25 protein-coding genes are annotated in these 25,968 nt (G+C 65.3%); 9 read left to right on the top strand and 16 right to left on the bottom strand.

The annotated features are described in order from the left end of the window. From murC to ftsZ, 5 genes are all read left to right on the top strand, one after another. Complete coding sequence (murC, locus tag JW929_03310; protein MBN1438415.1) at positions 1–2,382, top strand: UDP-N-acetylmuramate--L-alanine ligase; 2,382 nt, start codon at positions 1–3, stop codon at positions 2,380–2,382. Then, positions 2,375–3,490 carry a D-alanine--D-alanine ligase gene (locus tag JW929_03305; GenBank protein ID MBN1438414.1) on the top strand — a complete coding sequence of 372 codons (1,116 nt, stop codon included), beginning with the start codon at positions 2,375–2,377 and terminating at the stop codon, positions 3,488–3,490. The genes murC and JW929_03305 overlap by 8 nt, the downstream gene beginning before the upstream one ends. Positions 3,491–3,661: 171 nt before the next feature. Further along, positions 3,662–4,597, top strand: a complete 936-nt coding sequence (locus JW929_03300) for an FtsQ-type POTRA domain-containing protein (protein ID MBN1438413.1) — start codon at positions 3,662–3,664, stop codon at positions 4,595–4,597. A 24-nt stretch (positions 4,598–4,621) separates the two neighbouring features. Next, complete coding sequence (gene ftsA / locus JW929_03295; protein ID MBN1438412.1) at positions 4,622–5,872, top strand: cell division protein FtsA; 1,251 nt, start codon at positions 4,622–4,624, stop codon at positions 5,870–5,872. 106 nt (positions 5,873–5,978) lie between these two features. Next, a complete protein-coding gene (gene ftsZ / locus JW929_03290; protein ID MBN1438411.1) occupies positions 5,979–7,169 on the top strand; it encodes a cell division protein FtsZ in 1,191 nt (396 codons plus the stop codon). Positions 7,170–7,357: 188 nt separating this feature from the next. Here ftsZ and JW929_03285 read toward each other — a convergent pair whose 3' ends face one another. The 4 genes from JW929_03285 to JW929_03270 form a co-directional block, all read right to left on the bottom strand. Further along, a complete protein-coding gene (locus JW929_03285; GenBank protein MBN1438410.1) occupies positions 7,358–8,119 on the bottom strand; it encodes a methyltransferase domain-containing protein in 762 nt (253 codons plus the stop codon). Continuing rightward, positions 8,109–8,300, bottom strand: a complete 192-nt coding sequence (locus tag JW929_03280; protein MBN1438409.1) for a hypothetical protein — start codon at positions 8,298–8,300, stop codon at positions 8,109–8,111. The genes JW929_03285 and JW929_03280 overlap by 11 nt, the downstream gene beginning before the upstream one ends. Then, positions 8,297–8,536 (bottom strand): NIL domain-containing protein, encoded by a 240-nt coding sequence (locus JW929_03275; protein MBN1438408.1) that lies wholly within the window; start codon positions 8,534–8,536, stop codon positions 8,297–8,299. The genes JW929_03280 and JW929_03275 overlap by 4 nt, the downstream gene beginning before the upstream one ends. 66 nt (positions 8,537–8,602) lie before the next feature. Next, positions 8,603–9,658, bottom strand: a complete 1,056-nt coding sequence (locus JW929_03270; GenBank protein MBN1438407.1) for a threonylcarbamoyl-AMP synthase — start codon at positions 9,656–9,658, stop codon at positions 8,603–8,605. A gap of 83 nt (positions 9,659–9,741) precedes the next feature. Here JW929_03270 and JW929_03265 point away from each other — a divergent pair, with 83 nt between their 5' ends. The 4 genes from JW929_03265 (at position 9,742) to JW929_03250 (ending at position 15,046) form a co-directional block, all read left to right on the top strand. Beyond that, positions 9,742–12,945, top strand: a complete 3,204-nt coding sequence (locus JW929_03265) for a hypothetical protein (protein MBN1438406.1) — start codon at positions 9,742–9,744, stop codon at positions 12,943–12,945. A 775-nt stretch (positions 12,946–13,720) separates the two neighbouring features. After that, on the top strand, positions 13,721–14,008 hold the full coding sequence (locus tag JW929_03260; GenBank protein ID MBN1438405.1) for a hypothetical protein: 288 nt from the start codon (positions 13,721–13,723) through the stop codon (positions 14,006–14,008). Between the two features lie 45 nt (positions 14,009–14,053). Beyond that, complete coding sequence (locus JW929_03255) at positions 14,054–14,266, top strand: transposase (protein MBN1438404.1); 213 nt, start codon at positions 14,054–14,056, stop codon at positions 14,264–14,266. 225 nt (positions 14,267–14,491) lie between these two features. Next, a complete protein-coding gene (locus tag JW929_03250) occupies positions 14,492–15,046 on the top strand; it encodes a hypothetical protein (GenBank protein ID MBN1438403.1) in 555 nt (184 codons plus the stop codon). Between the two features lie 14 nt (positions 15,047–15,060). Here the strand turns inward: JW929_03250 and JW929_03245 are convergent, their stop codons facing one another. The 12 genes from JW929_03245 to JW929_03190 all read right to left on the bottom strand — a co-directional run bounded on the left by JW929_03245 (position 15,061) and on the right by JW929_03190 (position 25,819). Next, positions 15,061–15,900 carry a TIM barrel protein gene (locus JW929_03245; protein MBN1438402.1) on the bottom strand — a complete coding sequence of 280 codons (840 nt, stop codon included), beginning with the start codon at positions 15,898–15,900 and terminating at the stop codon, positions 15,061–15,063. 87 nt (positions 15,901–15,987) lie between these two features. Further along, a complete protein-coding gene (locus tag JW929_03240) occupies positions 15,988–16,467 on the bottom strand; it encodes an RNHCP domain-containing protein (GenBank protein MBN1438401.1) in 480 nt (159 codons plus the stop codon). After that, complete coding sequence (gene rsgA, locus JW929_03235) at positions 16,464–17,444, bottom strand: ribosome small subunit-dependent GTPase A (GenBank protein ID MBN1438400.1); 981 nt, start codon at positions 17,442–17,444, stop codon at positions 16,464–16,466. The genes JW929_03240 and rsgA overlap by 4 nt, the downstream gene beginning before the upstream one ends. A 387-nt stretch (positions 17,445–17,831) precedes the next feature. Then, the gene (locus tag JW929_03230) at positions 17,832–18,203 is read right to left on the bottom strand and encodes a diacylglycerol kinase family protein (GenBank protein ID MBN1438399.1); all 372 of its coding nucleotides are present in this window, start codon (positions 18,201–18,203) and stop codon (positions 17,832–17,834) included. Between the two features lie 6 nt (positions 18,204–18,209). Continuing rightward, positions 18,210–18,695, bottom strand: a complete 486-nt coding sequence (ybeY, locus tag JW929_03225; protein ID MBN1438398.1) for an rRNA maturation RNase YbeY — start codon at positions 18,693–18,695, stop codon at positions 18,210–18,212. Further along, positions 18,652–20,793, bottom strand: a complete 2,142-nt coding sequence (locus tag JW929_03220; GenBank protein MBN1438397.1) for an HD domain-containing protein — start codon at positions 20,791–20,793, stop codon at positions 18,652–18,654. Before JW929_03220 ends, ybeY begins: the two co-directional genes overlap by 44 nt. Beyond that, the gene (locus JW929_03215) at positions 20,790–21,236 is read right to left on the bottom strand and encodes a GatB/YqeY domain-containing protein (protein ID MBN1438396.1); all 447 of its coding nucleotides are present in this window, start codon (positions 21,234–21,236) and stop codon (positions 20,790–20,792) included. Before JW929_03215 ends, JW929_03220 begins: the two co-directional genes overlap by 4 nt. A 92-nt stretch (positions 21,237–21,328) precedes the next feature. Then, on the bottom strand, positions 21,329–22,378 hold the full coding sequence (locus JW929_03210) for a ketopantoate reductase family protein (protein ID MBN1438395.1): 1,050 nt from the start codon (positions 22,376–22,378) through the stop codon (positions 21,329–21,331). Next, the gene (locus tag JW929_03205; protein MBN1438394.1) at positions 22,375–22,965 is read right to left on the bottom strand and encodes a CoA pyrophosphatase; all 591 of its coding nucleotides are present in this window, start codon (positions 22,963–22,965) and stop codon (positions 22,375–22,377) included. Before JW929_03205 ends, JW929_03210 begins: the two co-directional genes overlap by 4 nt. A 37-nt stretch (positions 22,966–23,002) precedes the next feature. Then, positions 23,003–23,614 carry a hypothetical protein gene (locus JW929_03200; GenBank protein ID MBN1438393.1) on the bottom strand — a complete coding sequence of 204 codons (612 nt, stop codon included), beginning with the start codon at positions 23,612–23,614 and terminating at the stop codon, positions 23,003–23,005. A 3-nt stretch (positions 23,615–23,617) separates the two neighbouring features. Beyond that, a complete protein-coding gene (locus tag JW929_03195; GenBank protein ID MBN1438392.1) occupies positions 23,618–24,451 on the bottom strand; it encodes a tRNA (adenine-N1)-methyltransferase in 834 nt (277 codons plus the stop codon). Positions 24,452–24,607: 156 nt separating this feature from the next. Beyond that, entirely contained in the window at positions 24,608–25,819 is a 1,212-nt protein-coding gene (locus JW929_03190) for a hypothetical protein (GenBank protein ID MBN1438391.1), read from the bottom strand. Positions 25,820–25,968: the final 149 nt, after the last annotated feature.

The raw sequence follows: 25,968 nt of genomic DNA, 5'->3' as shown, positions 1-25,968 counted from the left end.
ATGCATTACCACTTGGTCGGAATCGGCGGTTCGGGGCTTTCGGCGATTGCCCGGGTGCTCCTGGAACGGGGTGAGCGGGTGAGCGGTTCAGACATGGCGGAATCCACCTTCCTCGACGGCCTGCGCGACCTCGGCGCGCAGGTGGAGCTCGGGCACGCGGCGGAAAACGTCCGCGGCGCGGACGCGGTGATCGTCTCCTCGGCGGTGAAGGAAGACAACGTCGAGGTGGCCGCGGCGCGCCGGGCGGGGCTGCCGGTCTACAAGCGCTCCGAATTCTTCGGTCCGCTCACCCGCGGCAAGCGCACCGTGGCGGTGGCCGGCACCCACGGCAAAACGACCACCACCGGAATGATCGCCCACCTGCTCGTCCGCCGGGGGTTGGATCCTTCTTTCATCGCCGGCGGCGCGCTGGCCGATTTCGGCGGCGCCAACGCGCGGGCGGGGCAGGGCGACCATTTCGTTATTGAGGCCGACGAATACGACCGCGCCTTCCTCGGGCTGGCGCCGTGGATCACGGTGCTGACCAACGTCGAGCACGACCATCCGGACTGCTACCCGACGCTCGAGGACCTGTACCGGGCCTTCGCCGAATTCCTCGGCCGCATGCAGCCCGACGGCTCGGTGGCGGTGTGCGCGGATTCGGCCGGCGCGATCCACGTCGTCGAGGATCTGGGAAAGCGGCGGCCCGACATTTCGGTGTATTCCTACGCCGTCGAGATGGAGGCCGATTGGCAGGCGACCCAGATCCAAGCCAACGCCGAGGGCGGAAGCGATTTCCTCGCGGTGCGGAGCGGCGAGGTGCTCGGACGGGTGCGAATCCGGCTGCCGGGCATGCACAACGTCTGCAATTCGCTGGCCGCCCTGTGCGCGGCGGATTTGTGCGGGATTCCGTTTTCGCACGCGGCGAAATCCCTGGCCCAGTATCACGGCGCCGAACGGCGCTTCGAGATCAAGGGGGAATCCTGCGGGGTGACGGTGGTGGACGATTACGCCCACCATCCCAGCGAGATCCGCGCCACGCTTTCCGCGGCGCGCCAGCGCTTTCCGCAGGGGCGGATCTGGGCGGTATGGCAGCCGCATACCTATTCCCGGACGAGGGTGCTGTTGAAGCAATTCGAGCAGGCCTTTGGCGAAGCCGACAAAACGGTGGTGCTTCCCGTGTATCGGGCGCGCGAACCGGTGGACGCCGCGTTCCCGATCGAGGAGATGGTGCGCGCGATGACCGACACCGAAGCCGTCTACATCCCTGAACTAATGGAAGCCGTCCCATACCTGACGCGCGAACTGCGCTGCGGGGACGTGCTGGTGATGCTCAGCGCGGGCGACGCCAACCGGATCGGGGAGGAAGTCCTGCGCCGGATGCGGCAGATCGAAGCCGAGGGCGCCGCGGCGATCCGGGCGCCGATCCTCCCGTTGGAAAAACTGCGCGCGCACTTCGGGGACCGGCTACAGGAGGAAGTCCCCCTGGACCGCCTGACCACGGCTAAAATCGGCGGGCTGGCGGACGCGCTGGTGGAAGTGCGCGATGCGGAGGAATTGGCCCGGACGGCGGAATGGCTCTGGCGGGATGAAATCCCGTTCTTTGTCCTCGGCGGCGGATCGAACACGCTGATTTCCGACAACGGCTGCCGCGACCTGGTCCTGCTGAACCGTGGCAAGCGCTACGAAATCCGGCCGGGGAACAACGGGGCGAAGGACAACGCGGTGGTCTGGGCCGAATCCGGCGCTTCGATCGGTGCGGTGGCGCGCCAGGCGGCGCAGATGGGTTGGACCGGCCTCGAGTGGGCGGCGGCGATCCCGGGCACCGTCGGCGGCGCGGTGGTGGGCAACGCCGGCGCCTTCGGGGCCGACACCGCCGGCTCGCTGCAAATGGTCGAAATCTTGCAACGAATGGAATCGGAAAAAAAGGCCGGAATCTCGGCCGACCGCAGGCGGATCGGGCCGGATGCGCTGGAATTTTCCTATCGTTCCAGCCTCCTGCGCAAGAGCCCCGGGCAGGCGGTGGTGCTGGCGGTGGAGTTTGCGCTGCGGCGCTGCGATCCTTCGGAAGCCGTCGCCCGGATCGGCGGATTTCTGTCCAAGCGCCGGGAAACCCAGCCGACCGGATCCTCGATGGGATCGATGTTCAAGAATCCTCCCGGGGATTACGCCGGACGGCTGATCGAGGCGGCGGGACTAAAAGGATACCGGATGGGCGATGCGGAGATTTCGACCCAACATGCGAATTTCTTCCTCAACCTGGGGAACGCCCGGGCCGAAGACATCCGCGCCCTGATGGATTTGGCCCGCCGTTCGGTGCGGGAAAGGTTCGGGATCGACCTTGAACCGGAGATCGTCATGGCTGGAGATTGGCCGGAGACGCTGCGAGGCGGACATGGGTAAACTGCGGATCGGAGTGATATACGGCGGCCGCTCCGGGGAACACGAAGTCTCCCTGATGTCGGCCCGTTCGGTGCTCGACGCGCTCGATCCCGCGCGCTACGAAGTGGTGGAGATCGGCATCACCCCGGAAGGCCGCTGGATGGCGGGCGCGGGGGTGATGCAGGCGTTGCAAAGCCGGAGCGGCGGGGGCAAACGCGCCGCCATGCTGGCCGAGCCGGGGCCGTCGCGGATCTGGGAGATCCGGCCGGACGGGGGCGACGCGGAGCTGCGTTTAAAGCTTTTCCGCGAGGTGGACGTGGTCTTCCCGGTCCTGCACGGGACGTTCGGCGAGGACGGCACGCTGCAGGGGCTGCTCGAGATGGCCGAGGTGCCCTATGTCGGGGCGGGCGTGCTGGCTTCCTCGGTGGCGATGGACAAGGCGCTGTTCAAACAGTTGATGCGCGCCCACGCCATTCCGATTCCGGAATACATCCTCTGCACCCGGAGCGAGATCGCGCACGACCTGGACGGGGCCGTGCGGCGGGCGGAAGCGGTGGGCGCCTACCCGCTGTTCACCAAACCGGCCAACCTCGGCTCCTCGGTCGGCATTTCGCGCTGCGCCAACCGCTCCGATTTGATGGAGGGGATGGCCGATGCCGCGCGCTACGACCGGCGGGTGCTGGTCGAGCGCGGGATCGACGCCCGCGAGATCGAAGTCAGCGTGCTCGGCAACGAACGGCCGGAAGCCTCCGTCCCGGGCGAGGTCGTTCCCAGCCGCGAGTTTTATTCCTACGAATCGAAATACGTCGACGGAACCTCGCAGCTGCTCATCCCGGCGCCGATCCCGGAGGAAAAGGCCGGCGAGATCCAGCGCTGGGCGGTGGAGGCGTACCGGGCGATCGACGGCGCCGGGCTTTCGCGGGCCGATTTCCTGATGGACCGCCGGACCGGCGAGGTGTTCCTCAACGAATTGAACACCATGCCGGGCTTCACCGCCATCAGCATGTACCCGAAGCTTTGGGAAAAAAGCGGATTGCCCTATCCCGATTTGCTCGACCGATTGATTGATCTTGCGCTCGAGCGGCACGCGGAGCGCGCCAAGAACGAACGGAGCTATCGCAGGAATTAATCGCGGGAAGGAAGTCTTTCCAAGCGCTCCGCCCCGCGCCGGCCTCTGCGGAGCGGGGGCTGCGAGGGGAAGCGGAGCCTCTCCGGACCTGGATCGGGATCTTTCGCTTCCAAACCAGGAAAAAAGCGGGCGCTCCGGGTGGCGGACAATCTGAGGAATTTGAAGGCAAACATGGCAATCGTATTGGGACGGAAGGAGAACACGACCAGAGCGGATCAGCTGCGCCGCAAGCGCCGCAAGGCGGCGGCGCGGAACAATCCGGAGTGGCGTTCCCATCCGGCTGCGGCCCGCCCTGCCGCGCCGCAGCCGAGATGGGAAATTCGCCCCCGCGGTCCGGCGGCCCGGGCCCAGCGGATGTACAGCATCCCCCTGGCCGAACGGGGGGCCGAAGTCCAGCTGCCGGCAGTGACGATTTCCTTTTCGCCGCGCTCTCTGGCCGTGCTTCTGGCCGGATTGGCCTGCGCCGGCTTGTTGTTTCTGCTGACCTCTCCGAATTTCCAGGTGCGGTCGGCGCAGATCGAAGGCCTGCGGCATCTCAGCCCGGATGGAGTATTCAGCGCCTCGGGCTTGCAGGGCGGCAATCTGTTTTTGATCTCGCCCGCCGCGGCGGAAGCCGAGATCCTTCGAAAAATCCCGGCCGTGCGGCGGGCGTCGGTGAGCGTGGAGGTCAACGGCGAGGTGACGGTGCGGATCCTGGAGCGCGAACCGATTCTGTTGTGGATCCAGGAAAACGCCTCCTTCTGGGTGGATGCCGAGGGCGTCTTCTTCCCGGCGCTCGCCGAACGTTCGGATTTGGTCCGCCTGGAAGTCCGCGAGCAGGGGCTGGCGATCGCCCTGGACGGCGCGGCGGACATCGACCCGCAGGTGGTGGTGCAAGCGCTGGAGCTCACCGTGGCGCTTCCCTCGGGAACCCGGCTGATCTACGACGTCCGCCACGGGCTGGGGATGATGGACCCCGGCGGATGGATGGTGTACTTCGGCACTTCGGGGCAGATCGTCCGGAAGCTGGACGCCTACCGACGGCTGGTCGATTCCCTGACCGCCCGCGGAATCCGGCCGGGGATGGTGAGCGTGGAGAATTTGCGTCAGCCGTTCTACCGCCGGTAGGCGCGCGGCAAGGATGCGGATCGGATGAATGTGAATCTGTACACAGGAATCGACGTCGGGACGACGAAAATCTGCACCCTGGTGGCGCAGGAGCTGGAGGACGGCTCGCTGCAGGTCATCGGGGTGGGGATCGAACCTTCGCGCGGCCTCCGGCGCGGCGTGGTGGTCAACGTCGAGGAAGCGGCCCGCGCGATCGCCGCCTCGGTCGACAAAGCCCAGCGGACGGCGGGCTACGAGATCGCCTCGGCGGTGGTCAGCCTGGCCGGGGCGCAGGTTTCCTCGATCAACAGCCGGGGCGTGGTGGGGGTGTCCGGGGAGATCATCGCCGCGGAGGACGTCGCCCGCGCGAACGAAGCCGCCAGCGCAATCGCGGTTCCTTACGACCGGCAGATCGTGCACGTGATCCCGCGCGGATTCGTCGTCGACGGCCAGGAGGGGATCCGCAATCCGGTCGGGATGCACGGCTTCCGGCTGGAGATGGAGACCCACATCATCACCGCCTCCACCACCGCGCTGCGCAATCTGGCTCAATGCGTCCAGATCTGCGGCGTGGAAGTGGAGGGCTTCGTCCTCAATCCGATCGCCTCGGCCGAGGCGGTCCTGCGCGAGACGGAGCGCGAGATGGGCGCGGCTGTGGTCGACATCGGCGGCGGCACGACCGACCTGGCGCTCTATCACGAGGCCACGGTCAGCCACACCGCGGTGTTGCCCGTCGGCGGCAACCACGTTACCGCCGACATCGCCCACGGACTGCGGATGCCCGCCGAAATTGCCGAATCGATCAAGCTGCAGCACGGCCACACCCTGCCTTCGGAAATCACGCCCGGCGAAAGCTTCATGGTCCGCTTGTTCGGCGAGGAGGCTCCGGCTCAGGTTCTGCGGTCGGATCTGGTGTCGATCATCCAGCCGCGCATGGAAGAGATCTTCTCCATGGTCCTGGAGGAGATCGAACGGGTGGGGATGCTGAATTACCTGCCGGCGGGCGTGGTGTTGACCGGCGGCGCAAGCCTGCTTCCCGGAGTGCGGATGTACGCCAGCCAAACCCTCGGCCTGCCGGTGCGGGTCGCCGGCCCCGGGGAGCTCAAGGGGCTGGTGGATCAATTGAACAGCCCGGCCTACGCCACCAGCGTCGGCCTGCTGATTTGGCTGCAGAAGGAAGTCCAGGGGCTCTCGGCGGCGAAGCCGGCGCACAAGCCCCGGCGCAAAGAGGGCGCCGATTTCGGAAAAAAAATCCAGGATTTCATCAAGACGATTCTGAAAGGCATGGCGCCCTGAGACGGCCTTCCCGCGGCGGAGGAGCCGCGCGGACGGAACACCGGGATCCGCGAACGGATCGGAACCGGATCGGACAAAGCGACACGACAAATTGAGAGGAGGATCCATGGCATCGGTACAAAGGTCGGAGGCGTTTGCAAGAATCAAGGTGATCGGCGTGGGAGGCGGCGGGCAGAACGCCGTCAACCGGATGATCGCCGAGGATCTCAAGGGAATCGAGTTCGTGGCGGTCAACACCGACGCCCAGGCGCTGCTGCTTTCGAACGCGCCCACCCGCGTTCGGATCGGCGAAAAGGTCACCAAAGGCCTCGGCGCGGGCGGCGATCCAAAGATAGGCCAGAAGGCCGCCGAGGAATCCGCGGACGAGCTCTACGAGATCATCAAGGGCTCGGACATGGTCTTCATCACCGGCGGGATGGGCGGCGGGACGGGAACCGGCGCGGCGCCGATCGTGGCCCAGATCGCCAAGGAAGTCGGGACTCTGGCCATCGGGGTGGTCACCAAGCCGTTCACGTTCGAAGGCAACCGCCGGGCCCACACGGCCGAGGAGGGGATCGCCAAGCTCAAGGAGTACGTCAACACGCTGATCGTGATCCCCAACGACCGCCTGCTGCAACTGACCGAAAAGCGGGCCAGCCTGCAGGATTCGTTCCGCATCGCCGACGACGTCCTGCGCCAGGGCGTGCAGGGGATCTCCGAGCTGATCACCATCCCCGGCCTGATCAACGTCGACTTCGCCGACGTGCGGGCGATCATGCAGGAAGGCGGCGCGGCGCTGATGGCCGTAGGCCGCGCCTCGGGCGAGGACCGGGCGCGCAAGGCGGCCGAGCAGGCGATCTCCAGCCAGCTGCTCGACATCACCATCGACGGCGCGCGCGGCGTGATCTTCAACGTCACCGGCGGGAACAACCTCAGCCTATTCGAGGTCAGCGAGGCGGCGGCGATCATCAAGGAGACGGCCCATCCCGACGTCAACCTGATCTTCGGCGCGGTGATCGATCCGAGCCTGACCGACGAACTGCGGATCACGGTGATCGCGACCGGATTCGAGAAGCCCGCGGTGACCCGCAAGCTCGACCGCATCCTGGCCCGGCCGGCGCCGATGAAGGCTTCGCAGATGACCCTGCCGAACTCGGCCATCCCGCCGGCCGCCGTACCCGCGCCGCGGAGGATCAACACCGCGATCCCGATGGAAGTGGCGGTGCGCCCGGGCGTCCCGGCTTATTCCGGAATGGCCGACGGCGGGGAGGATCACGACCTTCCGGCGTTCCTGCGCCTGAAGGGCAACCGCTCCTAACAGCCGGCCGATCCTCGATTGCGTATCCTCTCTCAGCCTCTCCGGCGGATTCCTCCGATCCGCCGGGAGGCTTTTGCTTAATCGCGAATTCCAAAAACCCGTTTACCGCAAAGACGGAAAGACCGCAAAGGAATAAAGAAATCCCCTGCGGGCTTGGCGACTTTGCGGTGAAAGGGTTTACTCCGTGTTCAGGTCTCTTGCCGTTTTTGCGCCAAGATGAGCAACACCCGGCTGCGCGGCCGGCGGACGATTTCGATCCGGACCGAAAAACCGCAATCCCCCAGCGCACGGATCAGCGGGCCGCTCATGCCGCCTAGGACCCTGGAATCCTCCTGCGGGAGCAGCCTTTGGGCGAACCATTCCGGGAAGGCCGTGAGAAGGATGATCCACCGTCCGCCGGGCCGAAGGACGCGGTGGACGGAACGGAAGGTGGCCGGTTCGAACAGGAAATCCGCCGGGAAGGTGGCCGTGGCGGAGGAAAAATAATCGGCGCGAAAAGGCAGCCCGCCTGTATCCGCCCGGATAAAGGCCGGACCGGCGGAGGGGTTATCGCCGCCGGAAGGTCGGCGCGCGAGCCACCGGCGCTTCTTCCCGCGGGCGATCCTCCCCATCGCCGGGGAAAGGTCGACCGCCGTCACGGCGTATCCCCCCTCCGCCATGTCAAGCGCCAGCGTCCCGGTCCCGTGCGCGATTTCCAATACCGGCCCGGGGAGGAGATGGGGGATGACGCAGCGCCTCCACTCGGCCCACTCGCCGGCCGAGACGATCCAGGCGACGGCGTCGTAGGTGAAGGCCAGCGGGTAGTAGAGCAGATGGAAGGCGAAGCGCAACACCCGGGAGATCAGAGCGATGCTTGCCCTGAGCGCCCATCCCCCTCGCCCGGGGATGGAAATGCGGGAGCGAATCGGAGGTTCGGGATTGGCCGACGGAGGGGGCGGTTCACTGATCATTTAAGTCGTCGGCGCCGAGTCGGGCGCTTCGGGCGCCCAACACCCGCCGCTCGGCGGTGTGCAGGCCGTGCGGTCCGCAGGAAAAGTCCGCCGCCCAGGGAGAGCGCCGGCCGCGCTTCTCCCGGCCCATCCAAAGCTCTCCCCGCTCGAAGCGGCGGGTATCGGACGCCGCTCGGTTCATCCTCCGGCGTCCAAGTCCGGATCTTCGATGACCTCGATTCCTTCTTTAGCTAACCAATCCCGGGCGGCGGAAAGTTGGCGCGGATCGCCGTCGATTTCGACGATCAGCCACCCCTCCTCGCGCGTCACCTGGGCGCGCAGGATGTTGACCTCCAAATGGAACATGGAGATCAGGCTTGCCACGACGGGGCGGCTGACAAGGGCCGGAGGATAATTCAGCAGGAGGATGGTCGCCATAGGCACCTATGCTACATCGCTTCGCAGCGGCGGTCAATCGGAGGGGCGCCGAACCCGAGCCGAGTTTCAGGACGCGGCTTCGTCCGCCGCGCGGGCCAGCCGGTCGTTGACGGCCGCGCCGATTCCTTCGGCGGGCAGGCGGTGGGCGAAGATGGTTTTAACCCCCTCGCGTTCCAGTTCGCGCAAACCGGCGAACAGGCGGCGCGAGATGGTGCGGAGGTCGCTCCAGGATCCGAGATCGCGGCGGATGAAGGGGATCCCGGCTTCGCCGAGGCGGTCGCAGACTTCGCTGGCCGCGAGCAAGCCGAGCGGTTGATTCTGCGCCGCAAGGCGGCGCGCGGCCGCCGCGACGGCGGAGGCGATTTCCTCGGCCGAGCCGCCCGGACACAGGATCAACCTCGCGTCCGGCGCGTAATGCCGCGGCCGGCGGCCGGGCGAGGCGGTGATCCGTTCGCCGGGGCGCGCGATCCGCACCGGGCCGAGGACGGCCTCGAGATCCGCGCGCGAAACGCCGCCGGGCCGCAGCAGGACGGGGGGCGAAGCGAGCGGGTCGAGGATCGTGGACTCCACGCCCCACTCGGTTGGTCCGGCGTCGAGGATCATGTCGATCCGCTGGTCCAGGTCGTCCATTACATGGCCGGCCAGGGTCGGGCTGGCGTGGCCGAACCGGTTGGCGGAAGGCGCCGCGACCGGGATCCCCGCCGCCTGCAGCAATCCGTGCGCGACCGGATGCGAAGGCACTCGGACGGCCACGGTCTCCAGGCCGGCGGATACCTCCAAGGGGAGGGAAGCCCGGCGCGGAAGCAGGAGAGTCAGGGGGCCGGGCCAAAACCGCGCGCCCAGGGCCTCCGCGGCGGCGGGGACCTCCGAGGCCACAAGCCGCAGATCCTCCATGGAGGCGAGATGGACGATCAACGGATCGTTGAACGGACGGCCCTTGGCATCGAAAATCCGCCGGACGGCCGCCGTGTCGAAGGCGTGCGCGCCCAGACCGTACACCGTTTCGGTGGGAAACGCCACCAACTCGCCGCGGATCAGGGCTTCGGCGGCAAGCCGGAGGACTTCCGCCTCCGGCGCAAGCGGATCCACGGCGAACAAACGCGTTTGCTTTTCCCGGTTCATCGCAATCCACCGGATTATATCCGAGCCTTCGGCGGACGCGGCCCGCGGGAAGGAAGCGGGAAATCGGGAGTACAATCCTTTCCATGCCCGTTCCGCCGCTTGCTCCGCGGCAGAAAGCCAGGTTCTTACCCCCCAAACCGCTTGAGGGGGAGTTAGAACGGCCGCGGCTGTTGGAAGCCGTGCAGGGGAATATTTATCGGAAGATTACCCTGTTGTGCGCCGCGCCGGGATATGGAAAATCCACCCTGGCGGCGCAATTCGCCCGCGCTTCGGATGCTCCGGTTGCCTGGCTGCAACTGGATTCCGGCGACCGGGATGCCTCCGTATTCTGCGCGGACATCGTCCAGGCGCTGGCCTTCGCCTGGAAGGATTGGGATCCTCCGTCGCCGAATCTGATCGGCTTGCCGGCCGCAACCGGCAAACCCGGCGCGCTCGGTTCGGCTCTGGCCGGTGCGCTGGACCGCACGCTTCCGGATTTCACCGTTTTGGTGATCGACGATTTCCACCTGACGGACGATTCCCCCCAGATTGTCGAATTCATAAACGCCATCCTGCGGGAGATGCCGCCGGCCCTGCACCTGCTCCTGATCAGCCGCCGCGTTCCGGAGCTGCACATCACGCCCCTGGTGGCGCTGCAGCAGGCGGCCGGTTTCAGCGAGGAACACCTGCGCTTTACCCCCGCGGAGGTGCAAGCCCTGGTCGTGGCCCGCAACCGCATCTCGTTGCCGGCGGCCGAAGCGGAGGCGTTGGTTTCGGCGAACGAAGGCTGGGTGACCGGGATCCTGCTCAGCAGCCACCTGCTGTGGAAAGGCCTGCCCCTCGGCGAGGGGATCATCGGCCAGGACCGCATCTACCGCTTCCTGGCGAGCGAGGTGCTCGAACAACAGCCCGGCCCGCTGCGGCAATTCATGCTCGAGGCGTCGGTGCTCCCGGATATGGACGCGGCGGCCTGCGACTTCGTCCTCGGCCGTTCCGACAGTCGGCAGATGCTTTCGCAGCTGGACGCCCGCCGTTTGTTCATCTTTGCTGCGGGGGAAGATCCGCCCATCTACCGTTTCCACAATCTGTTCCGCGAATTCCTGCTGGCCGAACATATGAAACGCGACGCGGCCAGGCACAAGCAGCTGTTCAACCAATCCGCCGAGTGGAGTTTGCGGGTCGGCATGCCCGAGGCGGCGTTTTCGTTCTTCGTCGAGGCGGAGGATTTGTCCCGCGCCGCGAAAGTGGCGGAGGAAAACGTTCAAAAGTACTACGAATCGGGCAGGACCCAGACCCTTCAAGATTGGGCCCGGCGTGTGTATCCGGTCCGATTGGAAGTTCCGCGGCTGTTCGGCTGCGCGGCGATGACGCTGGGAATGAGCGGGGATTTTTTGAAAGCGGAGGAGTACCTGGAGATCTCCCGCCAGGGTTTGGAAAGATCGCACAACACCGCCCGCCGGAACAGCCTGCAGGTCAGCCGGGCCTGGCTGGCGCTGCGCAAAGGGGAGTATCAGAAGGGCTGGGATCTCGCTGCGGAGCTCCTGCGGAAAGGCCCGGAAGGAGGGGTGGAAATCGCGGACCTGCGGATGGCGGCGGAGCATGCCGGACGGTGCGCGGCGGCGTTGGGAAGGATGCCGGAAGCCATCCGCTGCCTCCGGGAAGCCCTGGCCAAATTCCCCGAAGGTGAGAAAAGCTACGACCGGGCGCACGTTCTGACCGAGTTGGCCAATACGCTTCAAGCGGCGGGAGACACCTCGGAATCCTACGTCCTCCAGCGGCGGGCTTTGGGGATGTGGCGGGAACTCGGCTATCCGGGACCGATCGCCATCGGCTTGAACAACCTGGCCTACGACCAGCACATGATGGGCCAGTTGGAGGAGGCGGAAGCCGCCTATGCCGAGGCGATGGAATGGTCCAGGAAATCCGGAGACCGGCATTCGCAGACGCTGATCTTCGCCGGCCTGGGCGATTTAATGAAGGACCGAGGCCAGTACAGCAAGGCGGGCGGGTACTACGCCATGGCCGACCGGCTGGCGGAGGAGACCGGGGATTTGCCGATGCTCGCGTATCTCTACCGGGCGTGGGCTGATCTGAACCGGTGGTTGAAGAACTATCCCGCCGCGATGGAATGGCTGCAGCGGGCGGAAGAATTGGTGGAAAAGGAAACCGAGGTGACGCGCGCGGGCGACCGGATCCTGCAAGGGGTCTTGCTGGAGGAAATGGGCCGCACACGCGAGGCGGTGGATTTGTTGAAGGACGGCCTCGGGGTTTTGGAGTGCGCAGGCGCCAGCCAGACCGTCACCGCCGAAGCGCGCTTCCTGCTGGCGCGATCATTTTTCCGCGCGGGCAATAATCCGCAGGCGGAAGAATCCCTGCGCGCGGCGTTCGATTCGGTGTTCGCCTTCGGATCGGACCAGAGCCTGGTGCGCCAGGCGGGGTGTGCGCGGGACCTGCTGGACGCTTTTGCGGGGCATCCGACCTTGGGCGGGATGTGCGTATCCCTCGCGGAGCGGTCCGAGCGGCAGTTGCGGAAACCCCGCGCCGAGGAATCCCCGGCCGCGCCGGCCGAAACCTTGGTGCTTGCGGTCAATGCCTTGGGTTCCTTGGAGATCGCTTGGTGCGGAGCGGCCGTTTCCCGGTCGGCCTGGGTTTCCCAAAAGACGAAAGAGGTCTTTTTGTACCTGGTCGACCGTTCGCCGGTGGGAAGGGAGGAACTGCTGAGCGTCTTCTGGCCGGAGATGCCGGCCGGCCGGGCTCAGGCGAATCTCTATCAAACGCTGTACCGGATCCGGCGGGCGGTCGGAGCCGACATCCTCCTGCTGAAGGACCAGATCTGCCGCTTGGCGGAGAACATCACGGTCGAATACGACGTCGCCGCGTTTGAGAGAACCGGCCGCCGGGCGTTGGCGCTACCGATCACGGACCGGCGGAGGCTTGCGGAAATGGACCGGGCCGCCCAGTTGTTCCGCGGGGAATACCTAGGGGACGTGCCGGTCGACTGGGCCGGCCGGCGCCGGGAGGAGATCAACCAATTGTTCCTGGCGTTGGTTCGGGATGCGGCGGACGAATATTTCGGGCAGTGCCGGTATGAGGAGGCGCGCGCGCGCGCCGCCCGCGGATTGGAAATCGATCCGTTCCGGGACGATCTGCATCAGCGGATGCTGAAGATCCTCTCGGCGATGGGAAGAAAGCACGAAATGGTAGATCATTATCAAAAATACCTCTTATTGCTGCGGGACGATTTAGGATTGGATCCTCCGCTCGAAACCCGCACCCTCTACGACAATTTGATTTCGAACGCCGAATAAGGCCACAATAGATATCGGAATCCATGACAGCCGTCCGGCTGCGCCGCCGCCCGATCCCGGGCTGCGACCGGAAAACGCCGGGGCGAGATTGGAAGGCCGGATGTCTTCCGCTGGGTGTCTTTCTGCGACGCCCCGGCATGGCTTCGGATGGCAGACCGAAATGTCGAAGAAGGGCTGAAGACACCGGGGATATCTTCTCAGAGGGAAACAAAAAACCAAAAATCGAACAGGCCGGCAGTGCGATTTTTCGGTGAGTCCCGCGCAGGAAAACCCGGTCGGAATTGACGCTTCTTTCTACTCAGTCAATTCAATTATTTGGAGAAATCCTTTTGTTATTCAACCTCGCCCCTATCCCCCGGCCCCCCGGCCTGCACGGCGGAGTCGGGGCGGGCTTCCTACACTCCCTCTTTACCTCAGGGGAGGGGATAGCTTTCCATCAGCGGAATGTCCCAAGCGCCCGTCCCGAGCGCCTGTCCCAATTCTTCCTTCTCCTACAAGAAAAACCGAAATTGGATTAATTAGGTCCGGATAGGATTAAACGTCTATATCTGACAATCCCACTGTGAGGTGTTTGTTGAGGATGCGGTAATAGCATGGAAAGGGAGATCGGGAGGGACCAGGCCAAAAGGAGGCCCACATGCGTCGCATCAATTCCCGCCAAACCATCCGCTTCACTTGCCCTCCGGGAGCACCGCCGCCGGGAGGAGGTGGATGGTTCTAATTATCAAGTCCAAAAACCAGGCTGTGCAAGCCGGCAGCAGGGAGGATCCAAGGGATGCATAACTCGGCGATACAGAGAATTGTCTGTCAGGCTGTTGTGAGTGACGCCTACCGTGCGCGGCTGTTGGGATCGGATCGGGTGCAACTGCTTCGTTCCGCTGGACTTGACCCCCGGGAGCAGGAAGCCTTGCTGGCCATTCAAGCCGAGACCATCGAGGAATTCGCCGCCGGCGTCGAGCGGGTGGCGCGTTTGTGGAGGCAGGCGGCTCATAAGGTTCAGGGCTATGCCGCGTTCGAATTTCGAAGGCCGATTGAGGTGGACCTCCCGCCCCGCAGCGGATGACCGCCGGCCGGATCCGGCCATCCAAAGGTCAAAGGACAGGGACCGATGAACGAAAGCTTACTCGAAAAGATGGGCGGCGAGCGGGTCTGCAGCGTCTGCGGATATGTGGAAAGGGAAGTGTACCGGCTATTCTGCCCGCGGTGCATGCAGCGGGACCGCCTCAGCGCCCTGACCACCAGGGAGAATGCAACCGACATCTTGCCTGTCCCCTTGGAGCCGTCCGGATTGAATCCCGTGGATGTTGTCCCGATGCAATGACGGTTTGAAAGCCATCCCGGACTTCTAAAGGCACTCGCAATCGGAATTCTCCGGGGGGTGGGCGCCCGAAAAAGGGCTGGATGGCAGTACGTCCCCGGGCGCGCCACTAGGGGGTGGCGCGCCCTTTCCTTTGTGTGTGCACGCCGGGGAACGGCGGGTGTGGGATAATGGCTTTAGCCCCAGGCATGTATCCTTCCCCCCGGGCGTTTGTCGGAGGCGTTTTCCTTGGGAAAAGGCTTTGAGGCGGTGGAGAATCGTCCGCCGGCACGCGGCGAAAACCCGTTGCAGATTCTGATTTCCGAATCTGCCGCGGATGAGTTAACCCGGCGCCTGTGCGAACCTGTGCGGCCGTCGAACGCCGATCTGGTCGGAATGCTGTTTCGGGGAGCGGCGGTGCTGTCCACCATGGCCGCCGAACTGGGCGTCATTCTCCGCATCCAAATCCGCGCCGCGGGGGTTTCCCTGACAGTGGACGAGGAAATCCTGCGCCGGGCGGTCAACGCGCTGGTGATTCATTTGCTGACGGTCTCCCAGCAAGGAGGCTGGGTCACCATCGGATTGGAAGAGACCGCCGTGGATGGGCGCCGCGGATTCACCCTGCGGCTGACGGCCGATAGCATCATCCTGCCTTGGAAAAATAACGCGGAATTCGAGGAAGAATTCGTAACCCAGCCGGAATTGATGCTGTGCCGGAAAATCGCCGAAAAACTCGGGGGCAGCCTCGCGGTCAGGTTCCGAGAAGACAACAAGCTTTCTTATGCTTTGTGGCTTCCGGCGTAATTGCGGGCCAAGCTTCACCCGCCTTCCGCGCGCCACGCATCACGCAGGAACAAGGCGTCCTGCTCCAGGAGCGGGCTTTCGCAAAGGATCCTGCCGGAACAGCGCGCGGTTTTCAACGCCTCCAGCAACTCGCGGAAACGAAGGTCCGCTTCCCGGATCGGAAGGTGCCGGCGTTCACCTTTCCCTCCGTATTCGATCCCGGAGAGGTGGATGTGCATCCTGCCCAGGCTCTCCTTCCCCAGCGCGGCGCCGATTTTATCGAGCATCCCCATCCATTCTTCAAAACTGTTACCGAGGCCGTTCCGGGCATGCAGGTGGGCGAAATCCAAACAGGGCAGCACGCCGTCGATTTCCGCGGACAGGGCGAGGACATCCTCGAGCGATCCAAGCAAGGCGGCCTTTCCCATGGTTTCCGGCCGCAGGATGACCGGATTGCCTTCCGCCCGCAATTCGAGGACGCACTCCCGCAGGCGTGGAACGGCGGTCCGCAGGACTTCGGCCGGCGGGCGCCCGAAATAGGATCCGGGATGGAGGACGATGTCGGTGGCTCCGGCCAGGCGGCCGTATCGCGCCGCCTGCATGATTCGCATGCGGCTTTTGGGCCATTCCGCGGAATCCGCGTTGAGGTTGATGAAGTAGGGGGCGTGAACGCTCAGCGCCGCTCGGCGCAGCTGCGCTTCGCGGCGGATGGATTCGCAGGCGGCTTCCGAGACCCGCACGGAGCGGACCCAGGCTAGTTCGAGGCAATCCAAGCCGAGTTCGGCCGCGCGGCGGATGCCGCCGACCGTTCCTCCGGGCTTGGCAGGTGTGGACAGGGGGCTGCCGACGGTGCCGAAGCGAAAAGCGCAATTCAATCCCGATCCCTCCCGCCGCGGACGGGCCGACGGCGGCGACCATCATACCCGTAATCCGTCGGCAAGTCGAACGGCCGAGGGTGCGGATCAACCCTGCGGCCGTCCGGACGGAGCCGGCCGGCTTGCCCCGTACAGACGCCTCGAGACGATTTCCCAATCCCCGGAGCCGAGGATCCGGACCCCGGAAAGATCCGCTGTGCGGCGGAAGGGGGCTTCCAACCGCAGGGAATCGCGGAACAACTCGGCAAGGCATTCCATCGCGTCGTCGGCGGCGACCCGGTTGGCGGAGACCTTGCCGCAGGCCGGGCAGCGGTGGACGATCATCAGCTCTCCGGACGGGAACACCGCGTATTTGTTCCGGTTGCGTTTCAGCGTCAAACCGATCGGCCGCATCGCGCTCTTGCATGAGGAAAGCCGGTCGCCGGGGGAATTCCAATCCAGGTGGCGGGACCAGAGGCAGTACGGGCAGTGGTTGCGGTTGCGGACGCCGGACCGCTCGTAGGCGGCGGAGACGATTGCGCCGCACCGCATGCAGGCGAACTCACCCGGGGAAGAATTGCCCTTCATTGCTGTTTCTCCGCCAGGCGGAGCATGCTGCGGAAGCGGCGCGGGCTGACCAAGCCCGACTCAACCGCGCGGCGGATGGCGCACCCGGGTTCCTCCGTGTGCCGGCAATCCACGCCGAACCGGCAGCGTCCGATCCAAGGACGCATTTCGCGGAAGCCCAAGGCCGGATCCACATCGTCTGCGCTCCACGGGATGAGGATCCGCAGGCCGGGCGCATCCACAAACGCGCCGGGTTGGAAGAAATGGAGTTCGGTGCTGGACGTCGTGCAATGCCCCTCCCCGAAACGGCCGGTGTCCGCCACGCGCAACCCCAAATTCGGAAAAAGGGCGTTTGCCAGGGACAATTTTCCGGCCCCGCTTTTGCCCAAAAAAAAGGATGTCTTCCCCCGCAGGATCGATTCCACTTCGAGAATTTCCTGCCGGGTTTTTGCACTGCAGGCTACGACCCGGTATCCGATCCGGCGGTATTCCGCCGCCTCGCGCCCGACGTCCTCCGGCAACGGGCCGGAAAGGGGTAGGAGGTCTACCTTGGTCAGGATCACGACCGCCGGGATTTCCTCGATTTCGGCCAGCGCCAGGAAGCGGTCCAGCAGATGCCATTCCGGCTTCGTTGCGCCCAAGGCGCAAACAGCGACCACTTGGTCGAGATTGGCGGCCAGGACCTGTTCACCGGATCCGCCGACGGCCCGCCGGGAGATCCGGTTTTTCCGCGGTAGAACGCTTGTGATGAGGGCGGCGTCCGGCCCGGTTCGAACGACCTGCACCCGGTCGCCGACTACCGGGGAGGGGATTTCCAGCCGGTGCCGGGAGGATTCGGAAGGCGGATCCGCCAGGCGGTGCGGGCGGAAGAAGGCCCGCCGCCGCTGCGGGGAAAGGGCGCAGGTGACGGTTTTGCCGTCGATCCGCACCTGGAAGGATGCGTAATCCCTTAGGCACACTACACCCTCCGCGGAGGAGGGAAGAATTTCGTTGTCCATGGTTCCTCAAAAAAAAAGCCGGCCCTGGTTTGCCCACGGCCGGCTGGTTCGCGTTTCGGCGATTTTCCCGGCGCCGATCGCCGGATGTGACGATGGGTCGGGAATCGAAATTAAAAAAGGCCACGGGGGAGCTGGTCAGCCCGCGGCCGGGGGAGGATCGGAGAGGAGGTTATTAGTCGGTCGGCAGGCGCGTCCAGCAGGAATGCACCGGGTGGGATTCCGGCGCATACCGTCGATTGGGCAAGGCCACCGAAGCCAAATTGTTTACCATCCGGATTGAGGGGATCATCCGGCGGCCGATCCGTCAAGGGAGGGAATGCCGGATCCCTGCCAAAACCGCACAAAGAATACGAAGGCCGACCCTGGCAGGGAGGGCGGGGGTTTCGTTTACAGTTGCGAGAGCAGTTTCGGGCCGAAGATCAGGATCCCGATAAGCACGGCGGATCCGCTGGCCACAACCACCACCCCGGCTTTGACGTCCTTGGCGGTTTTGGCGAGGATGCTGTATTCCGGGCTGAGCAGATCCACCACCTGTTCCAGGACAGTGTTCGACAATTCCGCCATCCAGACCATGCCGATCGACAGGACGATCAGGCACCATTGTTCGAGGGTCAATTCTAACCACAACCCGGCGGCGGAGGCCAGGATCGTAAAGACCAAGTGGATTCTGGCGTTTCGTTGAGTGCGCAGCGCATACCATAGGCCGGAGAAGGCATTGCGGAAGGATTCGAGCAGGTTGGCGGATTTCAAGGGGGTCATGGCGTATCAGGCCGGCTCCTTCAGGATTTGCTTCTGGGCGTCCCACATCCGCTTCTTCTTCCGTGCGGTGTGGTGATCGTGGCCAAGCAGATGCAGAGTCCCGTGAACGGCGAGCAGCAGGACCTCGTCTTCGAGAGTCTTCCCGCGGGCGGAGGCTTGCGCGGCGGCTCGCGGCAGGCAGATGAGAACATCGCCGAGGTGGCGGACCGCCGTTTGGGGATCGACGACGCGCGACGGAAAGGCCAACACGTCGGTGGCCTGCGGCACGCCGCGGTAGCGGGCGTTCAGGCGCGCCACCGTTTCCTCGCCGGCCAGCACCAGCGAAATGGAACAATCTTCCCGGAAGGATTGATGCTCGAGGGCCCGCAGGACGGCTCGGCGGACCGCCGCCGCCGTAACTTTTCCGGCCAGGCGCGGTTCGCGCCGGATCAGAATCGTACGGCGGACTTCAACGCTTCGGGCGGGCCGGGCGTGCTTGGGTTTTCTTTTCATCTTCCGGATACAGCAGGCGGGAATGGGCCCGGCCGCGGAGCGCGTCGATGAAAGCCTTCCGGATCGTCTCCAAGTCGCGCAGGGTCAAATCGGTGTCGTCGAACTGGCGTTGGGCGATCCGGTCGTCGAGGACGTCCCGCACCAGTTTTTCCACGTCTTCCGGCGCGGTGGGCATCAGCGCCCGGTATTTCGCCTCCACGCCGTCGGCCAGCATCAGGATCGCCGCTTCCTTGGACTGCGGACGCGGGCCGGGATACCGGTATTTCTCTTCGTCGACGTCTTGCGCTTTCCCCCCGGCGGCTTTGAGAGCCAATCCGTATTGGTAGCTCGTGCGGAGGGTTCCGTGATGCTCCGCGATCAGGTCCCTTACCCGCGTCGGGAGCCGGTGCTTGCGGCCCAAGGCTAATCCGTCGCGGGCGTGCTGAATGATCAAGCGGGCGCTGGATTCCGGGTCCAGGAGGTCGTGCGGATTCCCTTCGGCGGCTTGGTTTTCGACGAAGAAATCCGGATGCAGGGCTTTTCCGGCATCGTGGTACAAAGCACCGACGCGCAGAAGAAGCGTGTTCGACCCGATCCGTTCCCCGGCGTATTCCGCCAAGTTGGCGACTTGCAGGCTGTGCTGATAGGTGCCGGGCGCCTGCAACAGGATCTCGCGCAGCAGGGGGTGGTCCGGACGGGAGAGCTCCAAGAGCTGCAGGTTGGTCGGGATGTCGAACAGGATCCCGATCAGGAAGAGCAAGCCGAGCGAAAGGATGGAGGAAATCAGCCCGTTGGCGAAGCTGCAGGCGATCAGGGTGAGAATGCCGATCAGATCGCTGGCCGGCTCGGAAAGGCGGGTGATGACGACCACGAACGACCCGGTCATCCCGACCGCCAATCCGGCGCTGAAGAATTGCAGGGGCTTCTCGCCCTTCCCCACCAGGAGGACGGCGGTCAGGCCGCTCAATCCGCCGAAAAGCGCGATCTCCAGCTGGTTGTTGCCGAGCCAGCCGGCGAATGTGGAGAGGACCATCGCCGACAGGATTCCCAACCCCCGTCCGAAAAGGCAGGCGATAAGGATTCCCAGCGCGGAGACCGGGAACAGGAACGGCAGGACCGCATGGTCCGGAACCATGATCCTGGCCGTGGCGAGGAAGGCGAGCAGGATCAGGCAGAAGAGGAAGACCAAACGCGCCCGGCGGGCGATCTCCGGATGGAATTGGGCGACGAAGACCGAAAGCAGAACGGTGAAGAGGGCCGCCGCGATCGCCATGCTGGCCGTGGTGCGGAGGTTCAGCGCTTCGGTCGTCAGCCCAAGCATGAAGACGGCCTCCAAATCCGCTTCGGTCACGACTCTCCCGCGCGCGATCACCACCTGGCCGGTCACGAAGCTGCGGGTGACGGCTTCGGTGTTGGCCGACGCATCTTCGCGCAAGGCTTCAGTCGCCTCCGCGTTGTAGAGGCTGTTGGGGACCACCAAGTTGCGGACCAACTCCGAAACCAGGGCGATCTGCGTCTCGGGGAGCGACAGGCTGACGTAATTGGGGATCGATTCGACGATCTCCTCCAACTGGCTGGGGCCGATCGGCTGGCGCATGATCCGCTCCAGCACGGCCTTGGCCTCCTGCTGGACTTGTTCCCAATCGATGTCGTTGAGTTGGAGGATCCGCGCGGCCGTCTCGGACGACAACTGCACTTGGCTGAGCTGGGCGAGATCGGAAAGCTTTTCCTCGAACGTCGAGTAGGGATCGGAGCGCACGTTGGCGATGAAGGTGATCGCCGCCTGAAGTTTTTCCGCTTGTTCGCGCGCAATCAACGGGTCGGGCGGATCGTAAACCGGGGCCACCGCCGCGGCGGCCTGCGTGCGCGCCTGCCGGGTGAGGCTTTCGCTGACATAGGTTACGGAGCGCGGGGCGACGACATCCGCGGCGGCGACATCCCCCAGCTCCAGGCTGACGGTCTGTTGGCCCGGCAGGATGGGCAGGGTGAGGATCGCCGCGGCGGCCAGCATGGCGCCGAAAACCAGGAGGGCGGTCGGAATCCTCCCGAGCACTTGCCGCCAGCGGGGCGGCGGGGCGGAATTGGAATCGCCTCTCACGGCTGTCCCTGTGCGGGTCATCCTCCCAGCAGCTTGCGCACCAACTGGCTGACTTCGCGGTTGTCGGCCCGGCCTTGGGTTTTCGGGGCGGCCAATTTCATCACTTTGCCCATGTCGCCGGGCGATCCGGCGCCGGCCTCCGCAATCGCCTCGCGGACGATCGATTCCAACTCTTGCGGAGTGAGCGCCGCCGGGAGGTAGGATTTGATCACCTCCAATTCGGCGTGCGAATCGGCGGCAAGGTCGGGCCGGCCGGCCTTCTCCGCATCGGCGATCGCCTCCTGGCGGGTTTTCACTTCCTTCTGGAGGACCGCCAGCAAGGCCCCTTCGTCTAGCGCGGCGCGCTTTTCCACCTCGGCCAACTTGACCGCGGAAAGGATCATCCGCAGAGTGCGCCGGCGGACCTCGTCTTTGGCGCGCATGGCGTCCTTCAATTGGCTTTCGAGCGTACCTTTGGTCAGCATACGGTTCCTTTCTTCGCACCGGTCACGGACCGGTTGCCTGTCATTATAGGTTCCCCCCCGCGGCGGGTCAATCGATGGCGCCCGGCATGCAGTCAAGCCTCCGCGCCTATCCGGGCCGGGGACAGGGCGGAGAGGAGGTTTTCGGGTTTATCGCGGTAGTGCTCCCACGCTTCCCGCCCCTCGGTCAGCCGGAGCAGGATTTCGGCGAGGATCCGGTTGACCGGCGTTGCCGTGTTCCAACGCCTTCCGGACCGCGCGACGGCGCCGTTCAGCCACGCCACCTCGGACCGTCCGCGGCCGGATTGCAGGTCGAGGTACAGGGAAGGCATCTTCCCGCCGCGTCCGCCGCCGACTGCGCGGAGCAGGAGCGGGCGCGCGACCGACGCGGGAAGCCGCTCGGCGGCGAATGCCAGCGCACGCACCGGGGTGCCGGGCAGGTCCGTCAGGCCGACGCCCGCCCGGCGCATCACCCGCAGGCATTCGCGGAGCATCTCCCGCTCGATGGCGAACAGCCGCGGATCGGCGTACAGTGCGGCGGGGGGCATACCGAGGATCGCCGCGGATGCGTTGGCGACCAGATTGGTGAGCAGCTTCGACCATTTCATTGCCGCGGCGGAAGGGTAGAGGCGGGCGTTCAGGCCGGCCCGCTCCAGCGCGGCGGCCAGCGGGCGGCTGAGGGGATGTCCGTCGGCGATGCCGATCCCGCGCTTCCGTTCCAGCACGGCCGAACCCGTCCGGCCGCGCCCGACGGCGCTGGTCACCGTCCCGGCGATCACGCCGCCGCGGCCGAAGGCTTGCTCCAGCGCGGCCTCGTTCTCCACGCCGTTCTGCAGGCAAAGCGCGGGCGGCAGCCTGTCCTTCCATTCCACGAGCGTGTCCACGACCGCGGCGGTATCGTAGGATTTCAGCGCGAACACGGCCAGATCGTACGGACCCGCCTGCAGCGCGTCGGCGGCGCGGATCCAGACCCCCGGAGCCGGCGGCCGGTGAATTTGCCCCGCGGCCGTGAGCGCAATTCCCTCGCGGCGGAGGATTTCGGCCGCCTCGGGACGCTCGACGTATTCCACCGCGTGCCCGTCGCAGGCCAGGCTGCCGCCGACGTACGCGCCGATCGCCCCGGCGCCGAAAAAAAGAAATTTCATGCGATTTGTCCTTGACGGAGAATATCGATCAGCCGCAGGGTGATTTCCGCCGTGGCGCCCCAGACGACCCGTCCCCGAAAGGCTTCGAAAAACACCGTCCGCCGTTCCCCGCCTTCGGATTCGGCGGGGAGCGTTTTCCGTATCCAGCGACCCTCGGCGGCCAACCACTCGAGCGGAATCCGGAACACCTCCGCCACTTCCGGAGGAACCGGCCGCACCGCCCCCGGACGAAGGATCCGGCTCACCACCGGCCAAATGCGGAAACCGGTCGGCGTGTCCATCGGCTCTAAAATTCCGAGCGGATCCACCGCCTCGGCCGGCAGGCCGATTTCCTCCTCCGTTTCCCTCAGTGCCGTCTGCAATGGACCCGAATCCCCCGGCTCGGCTCGCCCGCCCGGAAAGGCGATCTGACCGCGGTGATCGGCCAGCCGTTCGCCGCGGCGGATGAACACCAGGCTCCAGCCGCTCTGCTCTTTTTGCAGCGCCGTCAGAACCGCCGAGGGAATTCCCCCTTGCGGACGGGGCGAAGGGTACGGGGTGCGGATATCCAGGGGCAAGGCCGCCCGGAGCCGGTCAGCAAGTTCCATCGGGCCACCAAGCCATAGGCGCGCGGCGATTGGGACGTTATCCCTTTTCCGGGCGGATCGGAGAGCCGCAATACGCGCATTCCGCGGTTTGGGCATCGATCCATTCCACTTCTTCGGAGCGGATGCCGCCCCCGCACTTCGGACAATTGGCGGGCAGGATGGGGTGAACCGCCGCGGCCGGCATTTCGGCGGCGGAGGCGGCGGCGCCGGATTCCGCCGGGGAGGGGAATTGGGCGAGGTATCGGCGGATTTCCTCCGCTTCCGCGGTGTGTCCGAGCGCTTCAAGTTCCTCCGCCGCGGCGGCGGAGATCTGATGCATGCGCTTGGTTGCGCCAGCGGCGGCGAGAATGCCCAGCCCGTCGTGCAGCAGCTGCATGCCGTGCGGAATCCGCCCGGCGCTCCAGTTCGCCCGCGCGGCCTGGAAAAAAAGCCGCGGGGCGAACGGCAGGTCCTGGGCGCGCGCGGCTTCGGCGATGTTCTCGAATTTTTCAGCCGCCGGTGCGAACTGCCCTTGCGCCATCAGCCGGTGAGCTTCGGCAAGCGCCAGGACCGGGCCCGGCGGCAAAGGCCGCGGCGGTCTGAAGGCCCGGCGGCGGACGGCGGCCAGCGGCCGGAGGGGGCGGCGCGGAGGTCGGAGAAACCTGGGCATGGGTCATCCTCCTGGAAGGATTTCATCCGGCGGCGCATCCTGCTTGCCGGATTTCTCGTCTAGGATCGCCTCCAGCACCGGCCGGGCGAAGATCAGGTACCCGGTATGGGCGACCATCCGGTCCGTCGGCCGCAGCCGTTCCGGCACCGGTTTGTAATAGCGCAGGGAAAGCTCGCTTACTTCGACGAACTCGAACTCGTTCCGCTCGAGCGCCGCGAGCAGCAGGCTGACCTGGTTGGTGGTCGGCACGATCGAGCCGAAGAATCCTCCCGGCCGCAGGGCGGCGCGCGCCTGGCCGATGAATTCATGCGGGGTCGGAACGTCGAGGAAGAGGGACGGGACGTCGGTTTCCTCGAATCCTTCGGAGATGTCGCGCAGGCGGAATTCCACGCGCCCTTCCAATCCGAGTTGTTCTAGGTTTTTCCGGGCCAGGGACTGCATGTCGGCGCGCGAATCGTAGGAGATCACGCGTCCCTGCGGGCCGACCGCCGTGGCCAGGGCCGTGGTCAGGGCGCCCGAACCGGTTCCGGCTTCGAGGATGGTGGATCCCGGAACGATTGAAAGCTTCAGCAGTATGTATCCGATGTCTTTGGGAAATACGATCTGGCTGCTGCGCTTCGTGTCGCGCAGGAGGTCGTGCAGGGAGGGAGGCAGCAGGTAGAACGGACGCCCGAGATGGCTGTCGACGCGGGATCCCCACGGCTTGCCGATCATGTCGTCGTGCTTAAGCAGGCCGCGGTGGGTGTGGAGATCCGCTCCCGGTTGAAGCCGCACCAGCCGGTATTTGTGGTCGCGCCCGACCAATTGAATCAGGTCGCCTGCCTGGGTTGCGGTCACGAGGGTTCCTCCCGAGGATTGGATTGTAACATTCCCTGTGCCGCCTTCGCCGATCCGGCGCGGTCGGAGGAGCGGCGCGTTGCAGGGCGGTTGCGGAGAAAAAAACCGGGCCTTCGGGCGCCCGGTTTTCGTCTGGAGGATTTTTCCTGCGCCGGATCAGCGTTTTTCCGCGCCGGTTCCGGATCCCGCAGGTGCGCGTTGGACGGCTTTTTTCTCGGCGGCCGGCGCCTGCTCTTCCATCGCAAGGCCGCAGCGTTCGCAGGCCAGATTGAGGATTTCCGTGATCAGAATTGCGTACTGCATCCCTTCCGCCTTGGCCATGATGCACAGGTCGCTGACGTCCGGATTGACGCCGGGCAGGGTGTTGATCTCCAGCAGGTACGGATGGCCGTCGGAATCCAGACGGATGTCGACCCGGCTGCAGTCGTCGGCGCCGATTGCGATCGTCGCCGATTTTGTCAGCCGGCACATCTCCTTCCGCAGGGCGTCGGGAATCTTGGCCGGGCAGGTGTACACCGGCGAGCCCTCTTCGCCGGGGACGATTCCCTTGGCTTCCGATCCGTATACGCCGTGGCCCACCCCGACGTTTGGATCGATCTCGAGGATTGGGAAGTAATGGTACCCGTCGGTGTGGTACAGGTCGGGGTTGGCGCGTTTGCGTCCGGTGGGAGGGTTGCCGATGATCCCGACGGTGAATTCGCGGCCGGGCAGGAAGCTTTCCACCAGCGCCGGCTGGTGGTAGTCCTGGACGATCCGGCGCACCTCCCGCCGCATCTCCTCCTCGTTTTGGACGATCGAGGTCGGGGAGACGCCTTTGCCGGAGCCTTCGCGGACGGGCTTGACGAACAGCGGGAAACGCAGGGTGGAGCGAAGCGGCGCTTCCGGATCGTGGAACAGCTGGAACGGGACGGTCGGAAGGCCGCGGTCGCGCCAGATGCGTTTGGCGATGACTTTTTCCAGCGAGATGGCGTTGGCGAGAATCCGCGACCCGCTGTAGGGAATGCCGAGCATCTCGAGGATCGCCGGGACGTGCGATTCGCGCGCGTCCCCGCGCAGCCCTTCGGAGATGTTGAAGCAGAATTCGGGCTTGGTTTTGCGGACGCTGTCGAGCAGCGAGGCGTCGGCCTCCAGAAAGAACGGCTTGTGGCCCACCGATCGGAGCGATTCGAGGATCGCCTCGACGGTCTCTTCGCGGTCGTATTCCACGTTGTCGTCGGGGGGGGCGTCCGTCCGCAGGGGAACGTTCTTTTTCAGATTCGCGAGAACCGCGACCTTCAACGGAGGGCCGACCCGGCGCGGGGCGGCCGGGACCATCGGGAGCGAGATTTGTGGTCCGGGAGGTTCTGCGACGACTTTCTCGTTGTTCATACGCGCCTCCGCCTGGTTGACATCAAGGCAACAGAAAAGCCCCACCCGCCGGGTCAGGGCTTTGCATTTGGCCGCCGTCTGTGAACGCATTATATCATTTTTTTGTATCTGCTCAGCCTCAGTAATATTGAAATGAAATCCTGCTTTTT

It is taken from the genome of Anaerolineales bacterium (assembly GCA_016928575.1).
Taxonomy (GTDB): Bacteria; Chloroflexota; Anaerolineae; order Anaerolineales; family RBG-16-64-43; genus JAFGKK01.
The sequence above is the reverse complement of the archived record's forward strand: the minus strand, read 5'-3'. Positions and strand labels throughout refer to the sequence as shown.

What these genes read in the sequence shown, in the direction of transcription:
- murC (MBN1438415.1), top strand. Translation starts at nt 1, where the DNA reads ATGCATTACCACTTGGTCGGAATCGGCGGTTCGGGGCTTTCGGCGATT.
- JW929_03305 (MBN1438414.1), top strand. Translation starts at nt 2,375, where the DNA reads ATGGGTAAACTGCGGATCGGAGTGATATACGGCGGCCGCTCCGGGGAA.
- JW929_03300 (MBN1438413.1), top strand. Translation starts at nt 3,662, where the DNA reads ATGGCAATCGTATTGGGACGGAAGGAGAACACGACCAGAGCGGATCAG.
- ftsA (MBN1438412.1), top strand. Translation starts at nt 4,622, where the DNA reads ATGAATGTGAATCTGTACACAGGAATCGACGTCGGGACGACGAAAATC.
- ftsZ (MBN1438411.1), top strand. Translation starts at nt 5,979, where the DNA reads ATGGCATCGGTACAAAGGTCGGAGGCGTTTGCAAGAATCAAGGTGATC.
- JW929_03285 (MBN1438410.1), bottom strand. Translation starts at nt 8,119, where the DNA reads ATGATCAGTGAACCGCCCCCTCCGTCGGCCAATCCCGAACCTCCGATT.
- JW929_03280 (MBN1438409.1), bottom strand. Translation starts at nt 8,300, where the DNA reads ATGAACCGAGCGGCGTCCGATACCCGCCGCTTCGAGCGGGGAGAGCTT.
- JW929_03275 (MBN1438408.1), bottom strand. Translation starts at nt 8,536, where the DNA reads ATGGCGACCATCCTCCTGCTGAATTATCCTCCGGCCCTTGTCAGCCGC.
- JW929_03270 (MBN1438407.1), bottom strand. Translation starts at nt 9,658, where the DNA reads ATGAACCGGGAAAAGCAAACGCGTTTGTTCGCCGTGGATCCGCTTGCG.
- JW929_03265 (MBN1438406.1), top strand. Translation starts at nt 9,742, where the DNA reads ATGCCCGTTCCGCCGCTTGCTCCGCGGCAGAAAGCCAGGTTCTTACCC.
- JW929_03260 (MBN1438405.1), top strand. Translation starts at nt 13,721, where the DNA reads ATGCATAACTCGGCGATACAGAGAATTGTCTGTCAGGCTGTTGTGAGT.
- JW929_03255 (MBN1438404.1), top strand. Translation starts at nt 14,054, where the DNA reads ATGAACGAAAGCTTACTCGAAAAGATGGGCGGCGAGCGGGTCTGCAGC.
- JW929_03240 (MBN1438401.1), bottom strand. Translation starts at nt 16,467, where the DNA reads ATGAAGGGCAATTCTTCCCCGGGTGAGTTCGCCTGCATGCGGTGCGGC.
- rsgA (MBN1438400.1), bottom strand. Translation starts at nt 17,444, where the DNA reads ATGGACAACGAAATTCTTCCCTCCTCCGCGGAGGGTGTAGTGTGCCTA.
- JW929_03230 (MBN1438399.1), bottom strand. Translation starts at nt 18,203, where the DNA reads ATGACCCCCTTGAAATCCGCCAACCTGCTCGAATCCTTCCGCAATGCC.
- ybeY (MBN1438398.1), bottom strand. Translation starts at nt 18,695, where the DNA reads ATGAAAAGAAAACCCAAGCACGCCCGGCCCGCCCGAAGCGTTGAAGTC.
- JW929_03220 (MBN1438397.1), bottom strand. Translation starts at nt 20,793, where the DNA reads ATGACCCGCACAGGGACAGCCGTGAGAGGCGATTCCAATTCCGCCCCG.
- JW929_03215 (MBN1438396.1), bottom strand. Translation starts at nt 21,236, where the DNA reads ATGCTGACCAAAGGTACGCTCGAAAGCCAATTGAAGGACGCCATGCGC.
- JW929_03210 (MBN1438395.1), bottom strand. Translation starts at nt 22,378, where the DNA reads ATGAAATTTCTTTTTTTCGGCGCCGGGGCGATCGGCGCGTACGTCGGC.
- JW929_03205 (MBN1438394.1), bottom strand. Translation starts at nt 22,965, where the DNA reads ATGGAACTTGCTGACCGGCTCCGGGCGGCCTTGCCCCTGGATATCCGC.
- JW929_03200 (MBN1438393.1), bottom strand. Translation starts at nt 23,614, where the DNA reads ATGCCCAGGTTTCTCCGACCTCCGCGCCGCCCCCTCCGGCCGCTGGCC.
- JW929_03190 (MBN1438391.1), bottom strand. Translation starts at nt 25,819, where the DNA reads ATGAACAACGAGAAAGTCGTCGCAGAACCTCCCGGACCACAAATCTCG.